Genomic DNA, 20,173 nt, shown 5'->3' on the forward strand with positions numbered 1-20,173 from the left:
AGATTAAGATGAAAAAGAGATTCTTTGTCGTATTGACCGCGATGGTATTGCCTCTTATCTCAGAGGCAAAGGTACTTTCTCTGGCAAGCAACAATAATGTCTATACAAATATTCCTTCTGTGGTATTGCAGCGTGATACAGTGGTGAAGGACTTGGAGGATTTGGAAGCAATGATGCCTGATACAGTCTTACAACCTGACACGATTGTCGTCAGCCTTCCTGCTCCTAAAGGATATAATGGACTTAAATTTGTCTTGGACCGTCGACATCGCTATGTTGGTGATAAGTTTATTGATAAGGGCCTCTTGGGGCATACCTATCTTGACTTTGGAGGAGGTGTAACCAATTATCTTCAGAACGGATCCTTTCGTTATACACCCTTTGCCAACTTGCATCTTGGATTAGGAAAAGATTTGAGTCCGATGAGCTCTTTGCGTCTCTCGGTTGAGGGAAGCTGGGGATTTACCAAGGGAGAAGGAACCATCTCCTCACTGACTACATTCAAATCCTTGGGTGTAAATGTAGACTATCTGTTTAATTTCACCAACTACATGTTAGGCTATCGACCGGAACGCCCTTTGACAGTTTCGGGTGTGATGGGATTAGGACTGCAAACAGCCAAACTTTCAGCAACCGAACTGAGCTCTGTTACCAATTACGTACAGACATCAGGCTTTTCGTATGGAGCACGTTTTGGTCTGCAATTCAAATACGCAACAAGTCCGCATGCCTTTCTTGCCCTTGAACCCTTTGTGAAGGTTGGTTCTCGTAAGCAGGATTTGGTTCCAGGCTCTAAGTTTGATCGAATGGACTTTGGCTATGGTGCCAACCTCTCTTATATATGGTATTTCTGGCCGGAATTGTCTAAGCAGAAAGATGCTGGTGATTTCATGAAGCGTTTTGAAGAAGGAGAAAGATTCTTCTATGAGACCTATGCCAAGAAACATTGGCGTAGACCTATGTTCTTTGATTACAGCATTGGCCCGGTGTTCTACAATCACACTGCATTGCCAATGGGGAAATCTGTCGGTTATACGGCCAACGCTTATTTTGGTTGGTGGTTATCTTCGGCAATAGGTCTTCGTACAGGTCTTCATATTTCTAATGCCGATTGGACGAATAATTCAAGTGTAGTCGGTTTTCGTTTGCCGTCAAAGAGTTTATTAGGAACGCGTGGTGCGGTACTCGATTTTCTCTTTAATCCTTTCGGGTTCAAGCGTAACTATGATTGGGATAGCAAGGTAGGTATGAACCTGATTGCCGGCTACGAGTTTGGACGGATAAAGGTTGTAAATCCCGCGCATAACGACTACGTAAAAGGTAATTATGTTGGCTATCGTTTAGGTAGTCAACTTTGGATGAAGCTTACCAACGATCTTCGCTTGAATATAGAGCCCACTTATTCTTTCTTAGAGTTCTATAAAGGTACTTCTGAGCGCAAGCAGTTTGATGAATTGGCCTTGAAGTTAGGTTTGACAGTACTCTTCAGAGATAACTTTAGCCGTGAGAAGTTCAATTTGGATAGCATTGAGGTAAAAGACCGCTATGCGCAACAGCAAGGTTTCTTCTTTGGCTTAGGTATGGGTTGGAATACAACGGTACACACTTGGAGATACGCTAATGGTAATAATCCCTTGCTCAAGAATGGCGTTCTTTTCGGAGGATACAACCTCAACGAATATCACGGTATTCGGCTGAGTGGTGAATATTTAAGTGATCAAGTAGCAGTACCCGCAACCTTTGGTGGTGGTGTGCAAAACGAGACACTTAGAAACACCGTCCTCTCATTAGATTATCAGTTGAATTTATTAAATGCTGTTGCTGGATATAATCCCTATCGTCGGTGGGGCACTTACATCTATGGTGGTCCTGCATTGGCATTAGGAAGTGGTGGCACAGCTTTCGCCTTGAATTTCGGTGGAATGCTTACCTATCAGGTCAATCGCGACTTGGCCTTATTCTACAGTCATACCGTTTACAGAATGCCTAAAGATCGTTACGTCTTTTCACAAGTGTATCGCAAGGAAGGAACCTTTGTAAACAGTCTCAATGTTGGTTTACTGTACAACTTCAACCGTCCGGCCTTTGGCGAGAATGGAGCGTTGGTTGCCGATTACAGCCATCAGCCTCTCATGTTTGAGTATAGCGTCGGACCGGTATGGTATAATAATGTAGAGAATTCAATGGGTAGCTCATTGGGCTACACTGCTAATGCCAATATCGGGTGGTGGCTCAATTCCTTTGTTGGTGCTCGTGCCGGTGTTCACATCAGCAATGCCGATTGGGCTCACGATGCCTTTATGCCTCGTAAGAATCAGTTGGGCTTCTTTGCCGGAACGCTTGATTTGATGCTCAACCCGATGGGAATTACCCGCATCTATAATTGGAATCAACCTGCCGGTTTCAACCTCTTCATTGGTGCCGGACTGGGTAAAGTGCGTTTCGTTACGGACAGCAAATCGGCTTATGAAAGTAAATTCAGAGAATTGCGCCTGGGTGCACAGTTTTGGCTGAAGCTTACCGACGATTTACGTCTGAACCTCGAACCCACTTATTCGATGTTAGGTGGATTCACCGGAGCAAAAGTCGTGGATAAAGCGGACGAACTGGCGATGAAGGTCGGAGTCTCTATGTTATTGCGCGACAAGAGCAATGATAAGAAGGAAAATGAGGCAGCAGAAGACTACCGCCCCAATGGTTTCTTCTTCGGAGCCGGACTTGGTTGGAATACCACCGTGCACACTTGGCGTCCCACAGGGCAGGGCTTCCAATTACTGAAGAACGGCCTGTTCTTTGGTGGGTATAAAGTGAACGAGTATCATGGCCTGCGTTTGAGTGGGGAATATCTTGCCGATAAGGTTTGGAACGACCTGGGCGGTGGAAACATGGTTGCTCAGAAGTTTAACAATACGTTGCTTTCACTTGATTATCAGTTTGACATATTCAATGCCCTTGCCGGCATCCGTCCGGGTCGTCGTTGGGATGCATCGCTCTACATCGGTCCGTCATTGGCATTGGGCAAGGAGGGAACGCAGCTGGCTTGGAATTTTGGAGGTATTCTCTCCTATCAGCTCAGTCGCAGCTTGGCTCTCTTCTATAGCCACACCGTCTATCGGATGAGCAAAGAACGTTACAAGACGGCACAGGTATATCGCACGCCGGGAACGATTGTCAATAGCTTGAACGTCGGTGTGCTGTACAATCTCAATCGTCCTGCTTTCGGCAAGGAAGGGCTCTTGGTTACCGATTATACCCGTCAGCCTTTGTTCCTCGAGTATAGCATAGGTCCGGCTTGGTTCAACAAGCTTGATCTCTCCATGGGAAGTTCGTTGGGTTATACCGCCAATGCCAATATCGGTTGGTGGCTGAACTCGGCAATCGGTGTTCGTGGTGGCGTTCATATCAGCAATGCCGACTGGACACACGATGCTACCGGAGCACCCCGCAAGAATCAGTTAGGATTCTTAGCCGGAACGCTCGACTTGATGTTCAACCCGTTGGGTATGACTCATATTTACGACTGGAATCAACCTATGGGCTTCAACCTCTTTGCTGGAGCAGGAATGGGTAAGATTCGTTTTGTTACGGCCAAGGACAAGGCCTACGAAGGTCGGTTCAGAGAGTTCCGCATGGGTGCTCAGTTCTGGGTAAAACTCTGCAACGACCTGCGCCTGAACATCGAGCCCACTTATTCCATGTTAGGAGGATTCAGTGGTGCAAAGGTCGTGGATAAGACCGACGAGTTGGCCATGAAAGTTGGTGTGTCGATGCTGTTACGCGATAAGAGTAATGATAAGAAGGATGATGCTGCAGAGGTAGAGTCGCCCAATGGTTTCTTCCTCGGAGCCGGACTCGGTTGGAACACCACCGTGCATACTTGGCGTCCCACAGGACAAGGGTTCCAACTGTTAAAGAATGGTTTGTTCTTTGGTGGCTATAAGGTGAATGAGTATCATGCCGTACGTTTGAGTGGTGAATATCTCACCGACAAAGTATGGGATTCTTACGGTCGTGGCGACATGACGGCACAGAAATTCGATAACACCTTGCTTTCGCTCGACTATCAGTTCAACATCTTCAACGCCTTTGCCGGCATTCGTCCGGGGCGTCGTTGGGGAGCCTCGCTCTACACCGGTCCTACATTGGCATTGGGCAAGGCAGGAACGCAGTTTGCTTGGAACTTCGGTGGAATCCTCACCTACAATGTCAGCCGCAACTTGGCTCTCTTCTATAGCCATACGATTTATCGCCTGAGCAAGGAGCGTTACAATACGCCACAGGTGTACCGCACCCCAGGAACGATTGTCAATAGCTTGAATCTCGGTGTGATGTACAACATCAACAAGGCGGCCTTCGGTAAAGAAGGTGCATTGGTGGCCGACTATGCTCACCAGCCGGTATTCTTCGAGTACAGTGTAGGTACAGCGATGTTCAACAAGGTAGACCTCTCTATGGCTGGAACAACTGGCTATAACGCCAATGCCAATTTGGGTTGGTGGCTCAACTCGGCACTCGGGTTCCGTGGTGGTGTGCAGATTAGTAATGCCGACTGGTCTTATGATGCCGTAGAACAGCGCACCAATCAGTTGGGTTATTTTGCCGGAACGCTCGACCTCATGTTCAATCCGCTTGGTTTCAAGCGCATTTACAATTGGAATGCTCCTGCCGGGTTCAACCTCTTCCTTGGAGGCGGCTTGGGTAAGATTCGTTTTGTCACTGGTCGTGAGCAGGCCTACGAGAGCAAATTCCGTGAGCTGCGTCTTGGTACACAGTTCTGGCTACGTTTGGCACAGGGATTACGCCTCAACTTCGAGCCCACTTATTCGATCATGGGCGGATTCGAGGATGACAACCGACCCGTTGCCAGAACCAACGAACTGGCCCTCAAGTTAGGTATGTCTGTCATGCTCAACGATAAGGCTGCCGATAAGAAGGGCGAGCAATACACGGGCGAAGACTATGCCTCTACTGGTTTCTTCCTTGGAGCCGGTGCAGGTTGGAACACCGCTGTTCATACTTGGCGCACGGCCGGACAAAGCTCGTCGCCCATTAAGAACGGATTGTTCTTTGCCGGATTTAAGTTTGACGACTACAGTGCAGTGCGTGCCAGCGGTGAATATCTCACCGATAAGGTTACTACCAAGTATGGTGCAACCGCCATTGATCAAAAGTTCAACAACACGCTTGTGTCACTGGGCTACCAGTTCGATATTCTTAATGCGCTGGGTGGCATCAATCCTTCGCGTCGTTGGGATGTAGGTCTCTACACCGGTCCTTCGCTCGCTTTGGGCGACAAAGGCACGGAGTTTGCTTGGCACTTCGGTGGTACTTTCAGCTATCACATCAGTCGCACTCTTTCGCTCTTCTATAACCATATGGTTTACCGCATGAGCAAAGAACGCTACCAGTCGTTGCAGATTTACCGCACGCCGGGTACTTTCGTCAACAGCCTCAACTTCGGTTTGATGTTGAGCATCGGTTCTCGTTCAAAAACGAATAACGCGAGCCGCCGATAAAACAAGCTTTGCATCTTTTCTGTAAGTTGCAGTGGATACAAGCAGAGCCGCTTTAGTCATCACATTTTTGACTAAAGCGGCTCTTTTGTTTGCGGAAAGAGAGGGGTTATTTGGTCATTTCAGAAGAATGTGCTACCTTTGCCGCCGTGTTTGAGGCCATATCGCAAAGGATATATATATAAGATAATGTGTAGCGTGCATCTCCATACAGGTATCACAGTGGGGCAGAAAAGGGCGAACTTTTCTGCATCTTTTAACGCCGATTGTTTGGTAGTGTCACAGGAATTCGCTACCTTACACACACACACACACACACACACACACACACACACACACACACACAATGTTCGCACCTATTGTAGTGTAACACTTTTTAGCTTTCTCTTACGCGCGCGCGAAGCGAGCGCAACCCCTATCAGCAAAGGGCTCTTCGGAGTTCCCTTTGCTTCTCTTTTCGTGCCCGCTGTTCGCGGCAATGAAAGACAAAATCATACGCCGGTTCGGACTCAGAAACAACCCCTACTACAAGTGGCTTATTCTATTATACGCAGCATCCATCCGTCGGCTCGGGATGAGCAACAACCCTGTAGGGGTTGGTCTGTTGGTAGAGCAGGGTTGGCGAGTGCAGCGAGCCTACCCTGTTTACAGCAGGCAGAGAGGGAACAAGGCCGTAGGTCTTGGTCTGTTTCCTCTCTGCCGCACAACGATTGTTGGTCCCAGAGAGCATTCCCAGCCCATCCCATACGGGCATAATTGATCGCATTTTTCCCCCATATGTTTTATCTATAAATTTTCATTGTGTTATGAAAAGAAATCAAGTCAGCGGTCGAGCCTACTGCTCGCCCCAAATTCAAATCATGTGTTTGCAACAGGAGGTGGGCCTACTGGCCGCCAGTCCCCAGGTGCAGCCCGGAGGGGGCGGTGGCGGAACCGTTCATGTCAATCCTGCACCCGAGGATAACGAAGACGGCGACAACGAAGTGGCCGGTGCCAAACCCTGGAGCGGATGGGTTTGGGAGGAAGAGACCATTGAGTAGTAAGTAGTAAGAAGTAAAGTAGTAAAGGTAGTAAGTAGTAAAAGAAGTAAGTAGTAAAGTAGTAAGTAGTCGCTTCACGCCCTCTCCGCTAACAACTGCGGATCATCACCGTCGAGAACAACCGCATAGCGGTGAGATGTGGTAGGGCGAAGCAGGCTACCCCCATAAAGAATAATAACAATGAAACATTCCTATTCCATTCTTCATCGATGCCTTGCCGCCATGCTGGCCGGCATCGCCTGTTTGTCCATCGGTTCCTGTGCCGACGACAATACCAGTAACCAACAAGTGCAGGGTGACCGTGGCGTAAACGTCTCTTTCGATGTGAGCACCGCACAGGAAAACCGACTGTCCCAGCCGCAGAGTGCCCCCGCCACGCGTGCTGCCATCATTGCCCGCCAGCAGGCACAAGGCCTTTCGAGTGAAGACCTGGCCACGCGTCGCCTTGAAGTGCAAGGTCTGCCCAACACCTGCCTGATCGAAACTACCACCGAGGGCATCAACGCCGTGCTGCCCCAACCTGGTACACGGGCCAGCGTGAAAACCGCCATCGACGCCCGCTTCAGTTCGCTGGGCTATCGCAGCGCGACGGCCGGCTTTACGGTGGGCCGCCCCGAATGGTTCTACAGTGCTCCCACCAACGCTGCCGGTACCTTGGTCACGCCGCTTCAATGGGCCTGGACTCAACGCTATGCCCGCTTCTATGCGGTCTATCCCGAGGCCACCACGGCCAACGGCATCGCCCTCTCGCCTACCACGCATAGCGGCACCCCTTATCTCGATTTCGAGGTCAAGCCGAACATCACCGACCAAGTCGACCTCATGGTGGCCTGTTCGGGCGAAGTAGAGTATGCCACACGCCACCAAGCCCCCAAGACCAACCTCGAGTTCTATCACGCCCTCACGGCCGTGAAGATCGCTGTAGGTCAGAACCTCTCGTGGAACAAACACATCACGAAGGTAGAACTGCGCAACGCCTGCAGCAAAGGTCGGCTTCAACTCACGGATAGCACCAACGGTAAGGGCTTGCAATGGACAGTGGATGCCGGCTCGAAAACGAACTTCTCGCTCGCCCTGGGCATTCCTGGCATCAGCACGAGCAGTCTGCCCAATCAGGTGCTCGTAGGTAAGGATAACGACAGTTATACGTTCTACATGCTTCCGCAATCCTTGGCTGGCATCACCCTTCATATTGAGTTCAGCGATGCAGCCAACATCAACATTCCTTTGAGCGGTACCTGGCGACCTGCCACCACGCGTACCTACAAACTGAGCAACACCACCAGCAATTGGAACTATAGCTTTACGGTGACGAGCCCCACCACCGCTGCAGCCTACAACGAGACCAACGGCGGCACGTACACTGTGGAGAGCTTCCGCACCGACCCTTCCGATCCCAGTGTGAAACACGCAGTAGGATGGAAGATTGTAGGCTACGAGGAATACAACTATGCCACGAACGCCTGGGAGGACAAAGGCATGAACAAGCCCGACTGGTTGGAGGGCTTGAGTAACGTCCGCACCCAAACCGAGAACTATACGGCAGCCGATCAGGGGCAGGCGACGATCAAGAAGATGCCTATGAAAGACCTGCTCAAAGAGCGCAACGATGCCCTCAAGCTTGGTCCCAAGGGCACTTCCTCCGCCTATTACGACCTTTCGATGCATGACATCAAGGGCAACGCCCGCGCTACGCGCAGCACGGCCAACTGCTATGTCATCTCTCACCCGGGCTTTTACAAACTGCCCTTGGTGTATGGCAACGCCATTACTAATGGAATAAACAATACCGCGTCCTACACCTATAACGGCAGCCTCACCGACCCTAACATTGGCTACGTGTTGAAGAACTTTAAAGACCATAATGGTCAGAACATCACCGACCCGTGGATTGAAAAGACGAACGGCGGAGCCAACAACGGCATCGATGGTGCACAGATTGTTTGGGAAGACGAGAAAGACTTGGTACACTTCGATGCCAATCCCATTGAACGTAGTGGCAATGAAACCTACTTAAAGTTCGAAGTAAAGGCGGCCGATATCAAAAGCGGCAATGCCGTGGTGGCGGTCAAGAAAGGCAATATCATCGTATGGTCTTGGCACTTGTGGTTTGCACCCGATTATGTACTCGACCCCATCCCCGTGATCAACCACAGCGGCTCTCATACCTATAACTTCTCCACCGAAAATCTGGGTTGGAAATGCACCTCTTGGAATGGTTCAGTTCAGCAACAGCCTCGTCGGGTAAAAGTGCGCATTCAGCAGTTAGTCTCTCATCAGCCGGGCGACATCGTTATCACGCAGCATCCCGGTAGCACAAAAGTGGGTTATAACACGTTCTACCAGTGGGGTCGCAAGGATGCTTTCCCCGGTGGATTGACCGGAAACACTGAGCCTACTCTCTATCCCGTCGGTCAGCTGTTCAAGAAGAACGAGGGCGACAACATGTCCATCACCAATGGTATTCAAAACCCCGGTAGCTTCTACACTTCGGGTACTTCCTGGTCTAGCAATCCTCCTGCGGGTTACTCTTATTATAACCTATGGTCTGCCAATAATACCACAACGCAGATTCCTAATACCGGTAATGACCTTCCCGTGGTCAAAACGGTTTACGACCCCAGTCCTGTCGGCTTCCACCTGCCTGCCAACAACGCCTTCACACGGTTTACCACTACAGGACTCAATTCCACTAAGGCAGAAGAAATGAACGTGCAGGGTACAAAAGATGCCACCAACTTCAATACTAACTTTGGTTGGAACTTCTTTACCGACGGCAGCAATACCTCTACGATCTTTTTCCCCGCTTCGGGCAGTCGTGCCAACAACGATGGTTCGCTCGGCAGCGTGAGAACTGCCGGTTGGTATTGGTCGGCCGTTCCGAGCAGCATGAGTGACGCTTGCTTCCTGTTCTTCATCTCGAATCCCGTGGTTCCGCTGAATATCGACACTCGGTGTTATGGTTTGACCGTGCGGCCCGTGACGGAATAAGACATCAAAACGGCTTATAACCATCATCTAAAATAGCAGAGGTGACCTCCCGATGTGTGGGAGGTCACCTCTTGCGTATCGGGAGATCACCTCCCATACATCAGGAGAGCATCTCCCGCGCATCAGAAGGTCATCTGCCGCGCATCGTGAGGTTATCTGCCATATATCTAGAGGATATCTGCTATGTATTGGAATAGCATCTGTTATACACAGGTAGACCATCTACCATGCATTAAAATCGTATCTACCACCTATTGGAAACACTGTGCGCAAACAACCCTGTAAGGGTTGGTCCGTTGGTAGAGCAGGGTTGGCGAGTGAAACGAGCCTACCCTGTTTAAGCGGCACCCACCCATAACAACCCCAAAGGGGTTGGTCTGTTTTTATCGAAAATCCCTCTAACTCAAGAGGGCAAAACATCTCCCCGACCCGCCTCACTTAAGGGAATTAAACAGACCAAGACCTACGGCCTTGTTTTCTCTTTTCACGTCGTAGACAGGGTAGGCTCGTTTCACTCGCCAACCCTGCCCTGCCAACAGACCAACCGCTATGCGGTTGTTAACGAAAGAGTACTTGGTGCTCTGCGCGCGAACATCATTTACACCGCAAGAGGTGGTTTCTCGTACATCGTAAAGCACTCTTGTACATCGGGAGGCCATTTGTTATGCATCGGAATCGTATTTCTCATGCATCGTGAAGTCATCTCCCATGCGCTGGGAGGGCACCAGTCGAAGGGAGGGGAGAATACCTATTGGGGGAAAAGGCACGGCGATTATTTTGAAGAACGTGCCCTTTGTCGTACCTTTGCAGTGATCAACACGGATGGAGACATCACTAAAATGACAGATATCGATATGGAAAAAGTAGTAAGCGGAATACGGCCTACGGGCAATCTGCATCTTGGAAATTACTTCGGAGCGGTGAAGAGCTTCGTCAAGATGCAAGACGAGTATGAGAGTCTTTTCTTTATTGCCGACTGGCACTCGCTCACCACCAGTCCCAAACCCGAGGATATTCAACGCAGCGCGCGCGTCATCTTGGCCGAATATCTGGCCTGTGGCATTGACCCCGAGCGGGCCCCGATCTATGTGCAGAGCGATGTGAAGGAGACACTTGAGCTTTATCTCTTTCTGAACATGAACATGTATCTGGGCGAACTCGAGCGTGTGACCACTTTCAAGGAAAAAGCCCGCAAGCAGCCCGACAATGTCAACGCCGGTCTGCTCACCTATCCCACGCTGATGGCGGCCGACATCTTGCAGCATCGTGCCCAAAAAGTGCCGGTGGGCAAAGATCAGGAGCAGAACATGGAGATGGCTCGCCGATGCGCCCGGAGATTCAATCATATCTATGGGGTGGACTTCTTTCCCGAGCCGCAAAACTTCTATTTTAATGCCGAGGCTGTGAAGGTGCCAGGGCTCGACGGTAGCGGAAAGATGGGCAAAAGCGAGGGTAATTGCATCTACCTGCGGGATGACGATAAGACCATCCGCCGGAAGGTGATGCGGGCCGTGACCGACTTGGGGCCGCAAACGCCCAATAGTGAGCGACCCGAGGTGATCGAAAATCTTTTTACCTTTCTGCGAATTTGTTCCACACCCGATGCCTATGCTTATTTCGACGAGAAATGGAACGACTGCTCCCTGCGCTACGGCGACCTCAAGAAGCAAATCGCTGAGGATATCATCAAGACAGTGGCACCCATCCGCGAGCGTATCGAGGCTTTCAGTTCCGATGTCGATTTCCTTGACCGGGTGGCCCGTCAAGGAGCGGAAGTGGCCCGCGAGAGTGCCGCCGCCACACTCAAGGAAGTGCGGCGAATCATCGGATTCAGATGATGGTTAGGAGTTAAGGAGTGAACGGGAGTGAAGCTTTCTGTCAACGACAGAACCTTTAGCGAGACCCGCAGAAGTTTTCTGTCAACGACAGAGGAATCAGCAGGAAATCAACTAAAGAGAGCATGCCAGAATACGTCGGCATGCTCTCTTTTGTTGATGTATCTTGGAAAATTATCGTTTCTCCTCAACCTCTTTCACCTTTCTGAAGAGGTCGGAGGCAAAGACGAGATCGTTGAGGCGTTTGTTGGTCGACGTCATCACATCGTCTTTCGTTCCCTGCCATTCCTTTCGGCCCTGATAAATGAAGCAGATGTTCTCACCGATGCCCATGACAGAATTCATGTCATGCGTGTTGATGATGGTGGTCATGCCGAACTCGTGGGTGATACCCGAGAGCAGTTCGTCGATGACGAGCGAGGTTTTCGGGTCGAGCCCCGAGTTGGGTTCGTCGCAGAAGAGATATTTGGGGTTGAGCACGATGGCCCGTGCAATGGCCACGCGCTTTTGCATGCCGCCCGAGATCTCGCCGGGAAATTTATCCTGGGCATCGATAAGATTAACGCGGGCCAGACATTCCTGGGCGCGCTTGGTTCGTTCGCGTAGGGTGAGCGTGGAGAACATGTCGAGGGGAAACATCACGTTTTCGAGTACCGATAACGAGTCGAATAGGGCAGCGCTTTGGAAGATCATTCCCATCTCGCGGCGCATGTGCACTTTCTCGCGCTTCGAGAGGGTAACGAAGTTGCGCCCGTCGTAGAGCACTTGTCCCGAGGTAGGCTCGAGCAGACCGACGAGATTTTTCATCAATACGGTCTTGCCCGACCCGCTCTGTCCGATAATGAGATTCGTCTTGCCCGTTTCGAAAACGGCGTCGATGCCCTTGAGCACGGTCTTGTCGTCGAACGACTTGGTGAGTTGCCTGATTTCAATCATTTCTTTTTAGGAGTGAGGAGGAGTGAAGGAGTGAAAGGGAGTGAAGACATATGTATATGTAGGATGGAGGATGAAAGATGGATAGTCCTTATAATACGTCTTTTACTCCATTGTTGTTAAGAATGCCGTTACAATAGGCATTCAACAGTTTGCTTGCTTCTGATATGGCATTATGCAATTCTTGAAATGCGATACTATCGATATATTGTAAATCTCGCGATAAGATGATGTAGTCTCTGCATTCTTCCAAGCTACCTTGTGCAATATTCATAAAACGGAGTTTGTCTGAACGACTGATCTTCTTATATCCTTCTGCAATATTGGCTTCGATGGAGATAGCTGCTCGACGAAATTGTGAGGTTAAACCAAATTTTTCGTCATGAGGAAATAGGCGAGTCCATCTGTATACAAGTAGGACAAAAGCGTGTGCTTTTTGCCAGGCGATGATGTTTTCAAAACTAAAACTATGATTCATCTTATTTCTATTAACAAAACATTCGTCTTAACTCCTCCTCACTCCTTAACTCCTCCTTACTCCTGATTTAACTCAGTACTTGCGTGAGAAACACGTCGGAGAAGAGAATCAGTACCGAACTGCTCACTACAGCGTTTGTACTGGCTTTGCCCACCTCGACGGAGCCGCCCTCGACAGTGTAGCCGAAGTAGGACGAAACGCTCGCGATGATATAAGCAAAAAACAGACTCTTGATGATGCTCATCCACATGAACCATGGGTTGAAGGAGTGTTGGAGACCCAGGGTGAGATCGGCCGGTGTGAGGATATGCCCGATGTAGGCTGTGGCATAGGCACCGAGGATGCCCATAGCCGAACTAAAAATAACGAGGAAAGGCATAATCGTGACCAGTCCGAGAATCTTAGGCAAGATGAGATACGAGGCCGAGTTCACCCCCATGATGTCGAGCGCATCGATTTGCTGTGTTACGCGCATCGTGCCCAGTTCAGAGGCGATGTTCGAGCCTACCTTTCCGGCGAGAATCAAACACATGATGCTCGAGGAGAACTCCAGAAGCATAATCTCCCGAGTGGTGTAGCCCGACACCCACCGCGGCATCCACGGACTTTGGATGTTGAGCTTCATCTGAATACAGATCACCGCTCCGATGAAGAAGGAGATCAGCAGGACGATGCCCACCGAGTCGACCCCCAACTGAGACATCTCCTTGACATAACGCTTGAGGAACATCCGCATCCGTTCGGGTTGCGCAAACGACCGTCCCATTAAGAGGAGATATCGGCCCAGCGTGGTAAGATATTTGAGAATCAGCATAAAGAATACAACGTTGATTTTGGCTGCAAAAGTACGCAAAATATGGTAGAAAAGCATGTACCGGGTCTCTTTTATTTCCTGTTGCCACATTTAATGCCTACCTTTGCAGCCAATAAAATAAGGACTATGAACGAAATGGAAAACAACCCCGCACAGCACGCCGACACCCACATGGAACTGCGGGCTGAGGGACTTGTGAAGCGATATGGCAAGCGAACGGTGGTGAGCAACGTCTCCATCAACGTGCGACAAGGAGAAATCGTGGGGCTGCTCGGGCCGAACGGTGCAGGAAAAACCACCTCTTTTTATATGACCACCGGACTGGTCATCCCCAACGAAGGTCACATCTACATCGACAAAACCGAAATCACCGATTTCCCCGTCTACAAACGCGCTCGGGCCGGCATCGGCTATCTGCCGCAGGAGGCCAGCGTATTTCGCAAGCTCAGCGTGGAAGACAACATCATGTCCGTTTTAGAGCTCACCGGTCGGCCCCGCTCCTATCAGCTCGAAAAGCTCGAGAGCCTCATCCGGGAGTTCCGCCTGGGCAAAGTACGCCGAAACAAGGGCGACCAGCTCTCGGGCGGCGAACGTCGACGCACCGAGATAGCCCGTTGCCTGGCCATCGACCCCAAATTTATCATGCTCGACGAGCCCTTCGCCGGCGTCGACCCCATCGCCGTGGAAGACATTCAGCACATCGTTTGGCAACTCAAATACCGCAACATCGGCATCCTCATCACCGACCACAACGTTCAGGAAACCCTCACCATCACCGACCGCGCCTATCTGCTTTTCGAAGGACGCATCCTCTTCCAGGGAGCCCCCGAGGAACTGGCTGCCAACAAAATCGTGCGCGAAAAATACCTGAGCAACAGTTTTGTGTTACGGAAGAAAGATTTTCAGACTCTCGATCAGGAACGTCGAGCCAGAGAAGAATAACCTCCCTCCCTCCATTTCTCGAGAAGCACTGCTGGGCCCGCCAGCGGTGCTTCTCTCTTTTTAGTCCGACCGCTGACACCCAGGGAGGAATCCCCGCGGCGGGAAACGACCGCTGGCACCCAGGGAAGAATTCCCCGCGGCGGTGAATGGCCGCTGGCACCCAGGGAAGGATTCCCCGCGGCGGGAAATGGCCGCTGGCACCCAGGGAAGGATTCCCCGCGGCGGGAAATGGTCGCTGGCACCCAGGGAAAGATTCCCCGCCGCGGGGAAACGGCCGCGAAGAGAAAAACGGCGTCTCTGAACAGTTCAGAGACGCCGTTTTCGCCGTATTTGATGCAGAAACATTTGTCTTAACTCCCTTTCACTCCTTCACTCCTTATTCCCTTACTCCCTCTACTCCTTCCCCCTAAAAAGGCGGATGCAATATTGGCGCAGTTTCTGCGTTTGCAGAATATGGATTGGACAGACAGAATCAGACAAATGAAAATCGCCCTGGTGGTGGCTGCGGTGCTCATCGCCGTAGGCTCGTTGGTGGTATCGCACACCCTTACGCGCGACCTCGAAACCGAAGAACGACACAAAATGGAAACCTGGGCCGAAGCCATGCGGGCCCTCAACCAAGCCGACGAAAACACCGACCTGAGGCTTGTCCTCAAAGTCATTGACGAAAACAACACCATCCCCGTCATCGTTCTGAATGCCGAAGGACGGGTGCAGACCTTCCGCAACGTCAGGCTCTCGGCCCCGACTGCGGCCGACTCCATGGCACAGCTCGCCCGCATAGGACAACAACTGCGTGACCAGGGACGAGCCATCCGCATCTCGCTCGACGGTTCGAATAGAGCCGAACACATCGACGTCTGCTACGACGACTCGCTCATCCTTCAACGACTGGCCCTCTATCCCTATGTCCAATTGGGCGTCGTGCTCGTCTTCGTCGTCGTGGCCATCTTTGCCCTGCTCACCTCCAAACGGGCCGAACAAAACAAAGTGTGGGTGGGACTGTCCAAAGAAACCGCACACCAACTCGGAACCCCCATCTCCAGTCTCATGGCCTGGACCGAAATGCTTAAAGAGACCTATCCCCACGACCACCTCATCCCCGAAATGGAGAAAGACATCAGTCGGCTGCAACTCATCGCCCAACGATTCTCCAAAATCGGTTCCCGGCCCGAACCCGTCCCCGCCAACCTCAATGAGGCCCTCACGCATGTGGCCGACTACATGAACCGGCGCACCTCTCGACACATCCACCTACAAACCCATCTGCCCGAACACATGATCATCGTCCGCCTCAACAGTCCGCTCTTCGAGTGGGTGATAGAAAATCTCTGCAAAAACGCCGTAGATGCGATGAGCGATGCCGGCGGAACAATCGACATCACCCTCACGGAGACAGCAGGGAAGGCCATCGTCTCCGTGTCCGACACCGGTAAAGGCATCCGCAAAAAAGACCTCCGCAACATCTTCCGACCCGGATTCACCACCAAAAAACGCGGCTGGGGACTGGGGCTCTCGCTCGCCAAACGCATCGTCGAAGACTACCACCAAGGCCGAATCTGGGTGAAATCCTCAGAGCCAGGCCTCGGCACCACCTTCCGCATTGAGCTCCCACGATAACCCTGAACATATTTGCACATTTCAAAAGAATGTGCTACCTTTGCCCCATCTTTTAGGCAACAAAAGTAATAATTATAAGTTCTTGGCTATGCCCTTATGGACAATGCAATAAATACCAGTTGTCGTAAGGTGTAAGTATGGAGAATTCTTTTTTAAGAACAGCACATAATACACTCTTTCTTTGAACTTCTCTTCATTTACTGGAGGTGGCTTCCCTATGTTCGGGAAGCCACCTCTTGTGTATTGGGAGATCATCTCCCAGGTATGGAGAGAACGTCTCTCTCATGTGGGATGGAGAAAGGAGGGTGGGGCAGATGGGGTGGATTGGAGGGAGCGGAAATTAGAATTCGAAGAGGAGTTTGGCGTTGATTTGTCGACCGGTGAGGTAATTGGGGACGGCGTATTGCTGGGCGGTGACATCGGTGATCCAGTAGTAGCTGTTGACGTTGCTGATGCCGAGGAGGTTGAGGCAATCGATGCCGAGCCAGATGTTACGGAAGGGCGATCGTGCAGCGTGCGTCTCGTTGTTGAGCAGGCGGTAGCTCATGCCGATGTCGGCGCGTTTATAGGCGGGAGCACGGAAGGAGTGATTTTCGAGTTGGCGGTGGGGGGCGGCGAAGGGGAGCCCGTCGGCGAAAGCCAGGCGGAGCGACATTTTCCAGCGGTCGGTTCCGGGGAAGTAGTCGGTGAAGAAGAGGTTGACGGCGTAGCGTTGATCGGTGGGCAGGGGCAGAGTCTTTCCGTTGAGGAGCATGCGGGTATCCATCAGGGAGAGGTTGATCCAGGAGTCGGTTCCAGGCACAAATTCGCCATAGAGTTTGAGGTCGACGCCGGCGGCGTGTCCGCGACTGAGATTCTGACCGTAGTAGACTACTTTGACGTTGTTCACGCTGTAGGGGACGAGGTGGTTCATGGCTTTGTAATAGACTTCGGCGGTGAATTTGAAGGGGCGGCCGGAGAGGTTGAATCGGTAGTCGGCGGCAGCGATGAAGTGGATGGAACGTTGACTTTTGATGTTGCGGTTGAGGGTGGCACGGGTGATGCCGGCGGTGGTGGAGGTGTCGCGCAGTTCTTTGAAGAAGGGGGCCTGGTAGTAGAGGCCGGTGGCCAGGCGGAGGGTGATGTTGCGATTGAAGGCGGGAACGATGCCCAGCGATAGACGCGGACTGAGAATGGTCTCGCCGTTGAAGCTCCAGTGGCTCAGACGGAGGCCGTAGTTGAAGGTGAAGTGGGTGTGGCCGTGTTGACTGGTGAAGCGGTAGGTATCTTGGAGGTAGGCTTCGGTGCGACGGGCTTTGAGGGTGTTGACGGCCCGGAGACTGTAGATGAGGTTGAGGTCGCCGCCGGTGTGGGGGATGCTGTAGCCGCTGGAGTCGCGCATTTCGTATTCGGTGCTGCGTTCTTCCACGCGTTCGTGTTTGAGGCAGAGGGCGGCTTCGAGGGTATGTCCCTGCATTTTTCGGTTGAGCATGAGTTGGAGGCTTTGCACTTGCGCTTTGAGATGGTTTCGGGCATGTTCGAAGTAGGTGCCCACGCCGAGGTTTTCGCTTGTTTCGGTTTGTGTGAGCCAGTATTGGCTTTGGATGTCGTAGGTTTCGCTTTCGCGGGTATGAAAGGCGGAGGCGATGAGCGAGAGCGAGGCTTGTGGACTGAAGCGCCGGGTGAGGGTAAGGGAGGCGAAGAGGGTGCGGAAGAGGTCTTTCTCTTGTCCGTCGAAGTAGACGCGGAAGGAGCGTACGTTTTGCATGGTTCCGAAGCGTGTTTCGCGGTCGGCGGGTGTGAAGTTGTAGTGGTTGTCGGCGACGTTGGCGATGAGGTCGAGTTGCCATCGCGGGTTGGGGGTGTAGCTCAGATAGGTTTGATAGTCGAGGAAGGCGGGTCGGTATTCGCCGTGTGTTTGGAGTGAGCCGAGTAGATAGCGTGTGGTTTTGTAGCGCAGGGCGTTGCTCCAGGAGAGGTTGCGAGATCCCAGACCGAGGTAGGCGCTTGCTCCGAGCAGACTGGCGGCTGCGCTGGCTTCGAAGTGGGTGGGGCGTTTGTAGGTGATGTCGAGGGCGGAGGACATTTTATCGCCGTATTTGGCGGCGTATCCGCCGGTGGAGAAGTCGATACGTTCGACGAGGTCGGGGTTGATGATGGAGAGCCCCTCTTGTTGTCCGCTGCGGACGAGGAAGGGGCGGTACACTTCGACGTTGTTGATGTAGACGCTGTTTTCGTCGAAGGCTCCGCCGCGCACGTTATATTGCGAGGAGAGCTCGTTGTGGGTGGAAACGCCGGCTTGCGATTGGATGAGGTCTTCCACGGCGTTGCCCGAGGCGGAGGGTCCCATTCGGTTGGCATCTTTTTTGAGGGTTTGCGTCTGTCCTGTCTGTCGTCTCATCTCGGTGACGCTGACTTCGCCCAGGAGGTTATCGCTTGGGTGCATCACCACCTGTAGGGTTTGTTTACCGCGGGGATGCCGCAGGATGCGGGTGCGTGTTTGGTAGCCGATCATAGAGAAGCGCACGACTACGGAGTCTGCTGATTGCAGACTGAGGCGGAACTCGCCTTTGAGCGAGGTGAGGGTGGCTTTTCCTTGCGAGGGGATGGCGACGGTGACCAGTTCGATGGGGTTCATCTTCTCGTCGACCACGCGGCCTTGCAGCGCGAACGATTGTGCTGTCACCGGCTGTGCTGCCGCCAACAGAATGAGGGCGAAAAGGGAGTAGAGAATTTGTTTCATCGTTTTTAATAACGCCTCTGGGGAGTATTTATTGTTTTTCTTCGACTTTCTGCAGTGTGCAGAACCGCCGCTGGCACCCAGGGAAGCCTTCTGAACTTTTCAGAACGGCCGCTGGCACCCAGGGAAGCCTTCTGAACTTTTCAGAACCACCGCTGGCACCCAGGGAAGCTTTCTGAACTTTTCAGAACGGCCGCTGGCACCCAGGGAAGCTTTCTGAACTTTTCAGAACGGCCGCTGGCACCCAGGGAGGCTTTCTGCAGCGTGCAGAACGGCCGCGGAAACAGAAACGGCGTCTCTGAACTGTTCAGAGACGCCGTTTTCGCCGTATTTGATACAGAAGCATTTGTCTTAACTCCCTTTCACTCCTTTACTCCTTTAACTCCTTACTCCTCCTTTCTCCTTATTCCTCCAAATCCCACACATTATAAGCCGCAACGACGGCTAGAGTGGAGAGTATGCCCAGGAGGACGAGCAGCGTGGAGGCGGTGATGTGGACAGAATGCAGGGCAACGCTGCACTCGCCGTAGAGAATGCGGAAGATGGGCAGAAGCTGCTCCCAACCATGCGTAAGGAAGAAGAAGACCAGACCCGCCGTGAGGCAGACGGCCCGCCAAAGCCTACTCTGCCCGGGAGCGAGAGCCGGGGCGGGCAGACGACGCATGACACGCTGGGAAAATCCGTTGTCGGCAATCTCCTGCCGGTGCTCGTGGAAGAAACGCAAGAGCAAGTCGTTATCTTTTTCGGTCATATCCATTCTGTTTTAAATAAGTGGCCATTTTTTCTTTCCCGCGGAAGAGGTGCGACTTCACCGTGCCCTGCACCATACCCGTGATTTGGGCAATGCGGTCGATGGATTGGCCCTCGATGAGTTGCAGCGTGATGCAGGTTCGCTCGTGCGGGGTGAGCAAGTTGAGGGCGGCGTAGAGGTCGAGCGAGAGCCCCTCGTCGCTCGTCTCGGCCTTGCGCTGGGGGATCGACGAGGCAGAGAGGTCTTCGGTGGGTTGGTGGCGGCGGATGTGGTCGTAAAACACGTTGTAGGCAATGCGATAGAGCCAGGTGGAGAAGGCCGACGCGCCACGGAAGTGGCTCAGGTGGAGGTAGGCCTTGATGAAGGTGTCCTGGGCAAGGTCGTCGCTGAGCGGCACATCTCCCGCGGTCTGGTTGAGGAAGAATCGCCGGATGGGCGACTGATACCGCACGACGAGCTCGTTGAAAGCCGTCCGGTCGCCGCATTCAGCAGCTCGGGCCACAAGGGAGATGTCGTTGAGCGTGTTCACGTCCTGTG

Annotated in this window: 14 protein-coding genes; 7 read left to right on the plus strand and 7 right to left on the minus strand. The window is 52.2% G+C overall.

Annotation, left to right across the window (positions count from 1 at the left end; genetic code table 11):
- Positions 1-8: 8 nt before the first annotated feature.
- The 4 genes from J5A66_RS03720 to J5A66_RS03735 all read left to right on the plus strand — a co-directional run bounded on the left by J5A66_RS03720 (position 9) and on the right by J5A66_RS03735 (position 9,544).
- The gene (locus J5A66_RS03720; RefSeq protein ID WP_211791117.1) at positions 9-5,516 is read left to right on the plus strand and encodes a hypothetical protein; all 5,508 of its coding nucleotides are present in this window, start codon (positions 9-11) and stop codon (positions 5,514-5,516) included.
- Between the two features lie 475 nt (positions 5,517-5,991).
- Entirely contained in the window at positions 5,992-6,273 is a 282-nt protein-coding gene (locus J5A66_RS03725) for a hypothetical protein (RefSeq protein WP_211791120.1), read from the plus strand.
- A 46-nt stretch (positions 6,274-6,319) separates the two neighbouring features.
- On the plus strand, positions 6,320-6,553 hold the full coding sequence (locus J5A66_RS03730) for a hypothetical protein (protein ID WP_249109924.1): 234 nt from the start codon (positions 6,320-6,322) through the stop codon (positions 6,551-6,553).
- 180 nt (positions 6,554-6,733) lie between these two features.
- The gene (locus tag J5A66_RS03735) at positions 6,734-9,544 is read left to right on the plus strand and encodes a hypothetical protein (protein ID WP_211791123.1); all 2,811 of its coding nucleotides are present in this window, start codon (positions 6,734-6,736) and stop codon (positions 9,542-9,544) included.
- Between the two features lie 434 nt (positions 9,545-9,978).
- On the opposite strand, the gene J5A66_RS03740 is transcribed toward J5A66_RS03735, so the two are convergent.
- Entirely contained in the window at positions 9,979-10,203 is a 225-nt protein-coding gene (locus J5A66_RS03740) for a hypothetical protein (RefSeq protein ID WP_211791124.1), read from the minus strand.
- A gap of 195 nt (positions 10,204-10,398) precedes the next feature.
- Between J5A66_RS03740 and trpS the strand changes: the two genes are divergently transcribed.
- Positions 10,399-11,382, plus strand: coding sequence for a tryptophan--tRNA ligase (trpS, locus tag J5A66_RS03745; RefSeq protein WP_211791422.1), 984 nt, complete (start codon positions 10,399-10,401; stop codon positions 11,380-11,382).
- 171 nt (positions 11,383-11,553) lie between these two features.
- Here the strand turns inward: trpS and J5A66_RS03750 are convergent, their stop codons facing one another.
- The 3 genes from J5A66_RS03750 to J5A66_RS03760 all read right to left on the minus strand — a co-directional run bounded on the left by J5A66_RS03750 (position 11,554) and on the right by J5A66_RS03760 (position 13,604).
- Entirely contained in the window at positions 11,554-12,315 is a 762-nt protein-coding gene (locus J5A66_RS03750; protein ID WP_211791126.1) for an ABC transporter ATP-binding protein, read from the minus strand.
- An 88-nt stretch (positions 12,316-12,403) separates the two neighbouring features.
- Positions 12,404-12,790 (minus strand): four helix bundle protein, encoded by a 387-nt coding sequence (locus J5A66_RS03755; protein ID WP_211791127.1) that lies wholly within the window; start codon positions 12,788-12,790, stop codon positions 12,404-12,406.
- Positions 12,791-12,857: 67 nt separating this feature from the next.
- Entirely contained in the window at positions 12,858-13,604 is a 747-nt protein-coding gene (locus J5A66_RS03760; protein WP_211791423.1) for an ABC transporter permease, read from the minus strand.
- A 126-nt stretch (positions 13,605-13,730) separates the two neighbouring features.
- Between J5A66_RS03760 and lptB the strand changes: the two genes are divergently transcribed.
- Together lptB and J5A66_RS03770 are read left to right on the plus strand one after the other, a co-directional pair.
- Entirely contained in the window at positions 13,731-14,546 is an 816-nt protein-coding gene (gene lptB / locus J5A66_RS03765) for an LPS export ABC transporter ATP-binding protein (RefSeq protein WP_211791128.1), read from the plus strand.
- 453 nt (positions 14,547-14,999) lie between these two features.
- Positions 15,000-16,166 (plus strand): HAMP domain-containing sensor histidine kinase, encoded by a 1,167-nt coding sequence (locus tag J5A66_RS03770; RefSeq protein ID WP_211791130.1) that lies wholly within the window; start codon positions 15,000-15,002, stop codon positions 16,164-16,166.
- Positions 16,167-16,506: 340 nt separating this feature from the next.
- Here the strand turns inward: J5A66_RS03770 and J5A66_RS03775 are convergent, their stop codons facing one another.
- From J5A66_RS03775 to J5A66_RS03785, 3 genes are all read right to left on the minus strand, one after another.
- Positions 16,507-18,888: a TonB-dependent receptor gene (locus J5A66_RS03775; RefSeq protein WP_211791135.1), complete on the minus strand. Its 2,382-nt coding sequence runs from the start codon at positions 18,886-18,888 to the stop codon at positions 16,507-16,509.
- A gap of 400 nt (positions 18,889-19,288) precedes the next feature.
- Positions 19,289-19,642 (minus strand): DUF5056 domain-containing protein, encoded by a 354-nt coding sequence (locus J5A66_RS03780; protein WP_211791137.1) that lies wholly within the window; start codon positions 19,640-19,642, stop codon positions 19,289-19,291.
- On the minus strand, positions 19,620-20,165 hold the full coding sequence (locus J5A66_RS03785; protein ID WP_211791139.1) for an RNA polymerase sigma factor: 546 nt from the start codon (positions 20,163-20,165) through the stop codon (positions 19,620-19,622). Before J5A66_RS03785 ends, J5A66_RS03780 begins: the two co-directional genes overlap by 23 nt.
- Positions 20,166-20,173 lie beyond the last annotated feature (8 nt).

The organism is Prevotella sp. oral taxon 475, from assembly GCF_018127805.1.
Taxonomy (GTDB): domain Bacteria; phylum Bacteroidota; class Bacteroidia; order Bacteroidales; family Bacteroidaceae; genus Prevotella.

Bases quoted from the DNA above. Each gene is read 5' to 3' on its own strand.
- J5A66_RS03780 (WP_211791137.1), bottom strand. From the start codon at position 19,642: ATGGATATGACCGAAAAAGATAACGACTTGCTCTTGCGTTTCTTCCAC.
- J5A66_RS03755 (WP_211791127.1), bottom strand. From the start codon at position 12,790: ATGAATCATAGTTTTAGTTTTGAAAACATCATCGCCTGGCAAAAAGCA.
- trpS (WP_211791422.1), top strand. From the start codon at position 10,399: ATGGAAAAAGTAGTAAGCGGAATACGGCCTACGGGCAATCTGCATCTT.
- J5A66_RS03730 (WP_249109924.1), top strand. From the start codon at position 6,320: ATGAAAAGAAATCAAGTCAGCGGTCGAGCCTACTGCTCGCCCCAAATT.
- J5A66_RS03740 (WP_211791124.1), bottom strand. From the start codon at position 10,203: ATGGCCTCCCGATGTACAAGAGTGCTTTACGATGTACGAGAAACCACC.
- J5A66_RS03750 (WP_211791126.1), bottom strand. From the start codon at position 12,315: ATGATTGAAATCAGGCAACTCACCAAGTCGTTCGACGACAAGACCGTG.
- J5A66_RS03735 (WP_211791123.1), top strand. From the start codon at position 6,734: ATGAAACATTCCTATTCCATTCTTCATCGATGCCTTGCCGCCATGCTG.
- J5A66_RS03760 (WP_211791423.1), bottom strand. From the start codon at position 13,604: ATGCTGATTCTCAAATATCTTACCACGCTGGGCCGATATCTCCTCTTA.
- J5A66_RS03725 (WP_211791120.1), top strand. From the start codon at position 5,992: ATGAAAGACAAAATCATACGCCGGTTCGGACTCAGAAACAACCCCTAC.
- J5A66_RS03775 (WP_211791135.1), bottom strand. From the start codon at position 18,888: ATGAAACAAATTCTCTACTCCCTTTTCGCCCTCATTCTGTTGGCGGCA.
- J5A66_RS03720 (WP_211791117.1), top strand. From the start codon at position 9: ATGAAAAAGAGATTCTTTGTCGTATTGACCGCGATGGTATTGCCTCTT.
- lptB (WP_211791128.1), top strand. From the start codon at position 13,731: ATGAACGAAATGGAAAACAACCCCGCACAGCACGCCGACACCCACATG.
- J5A66_RS03770 (WP_211791130.1), top strand. From the start codon at position 15,000: ATGGATTGGACAGACAGAATCAGACAAATGAAAATCGCCCTGGTGGTG.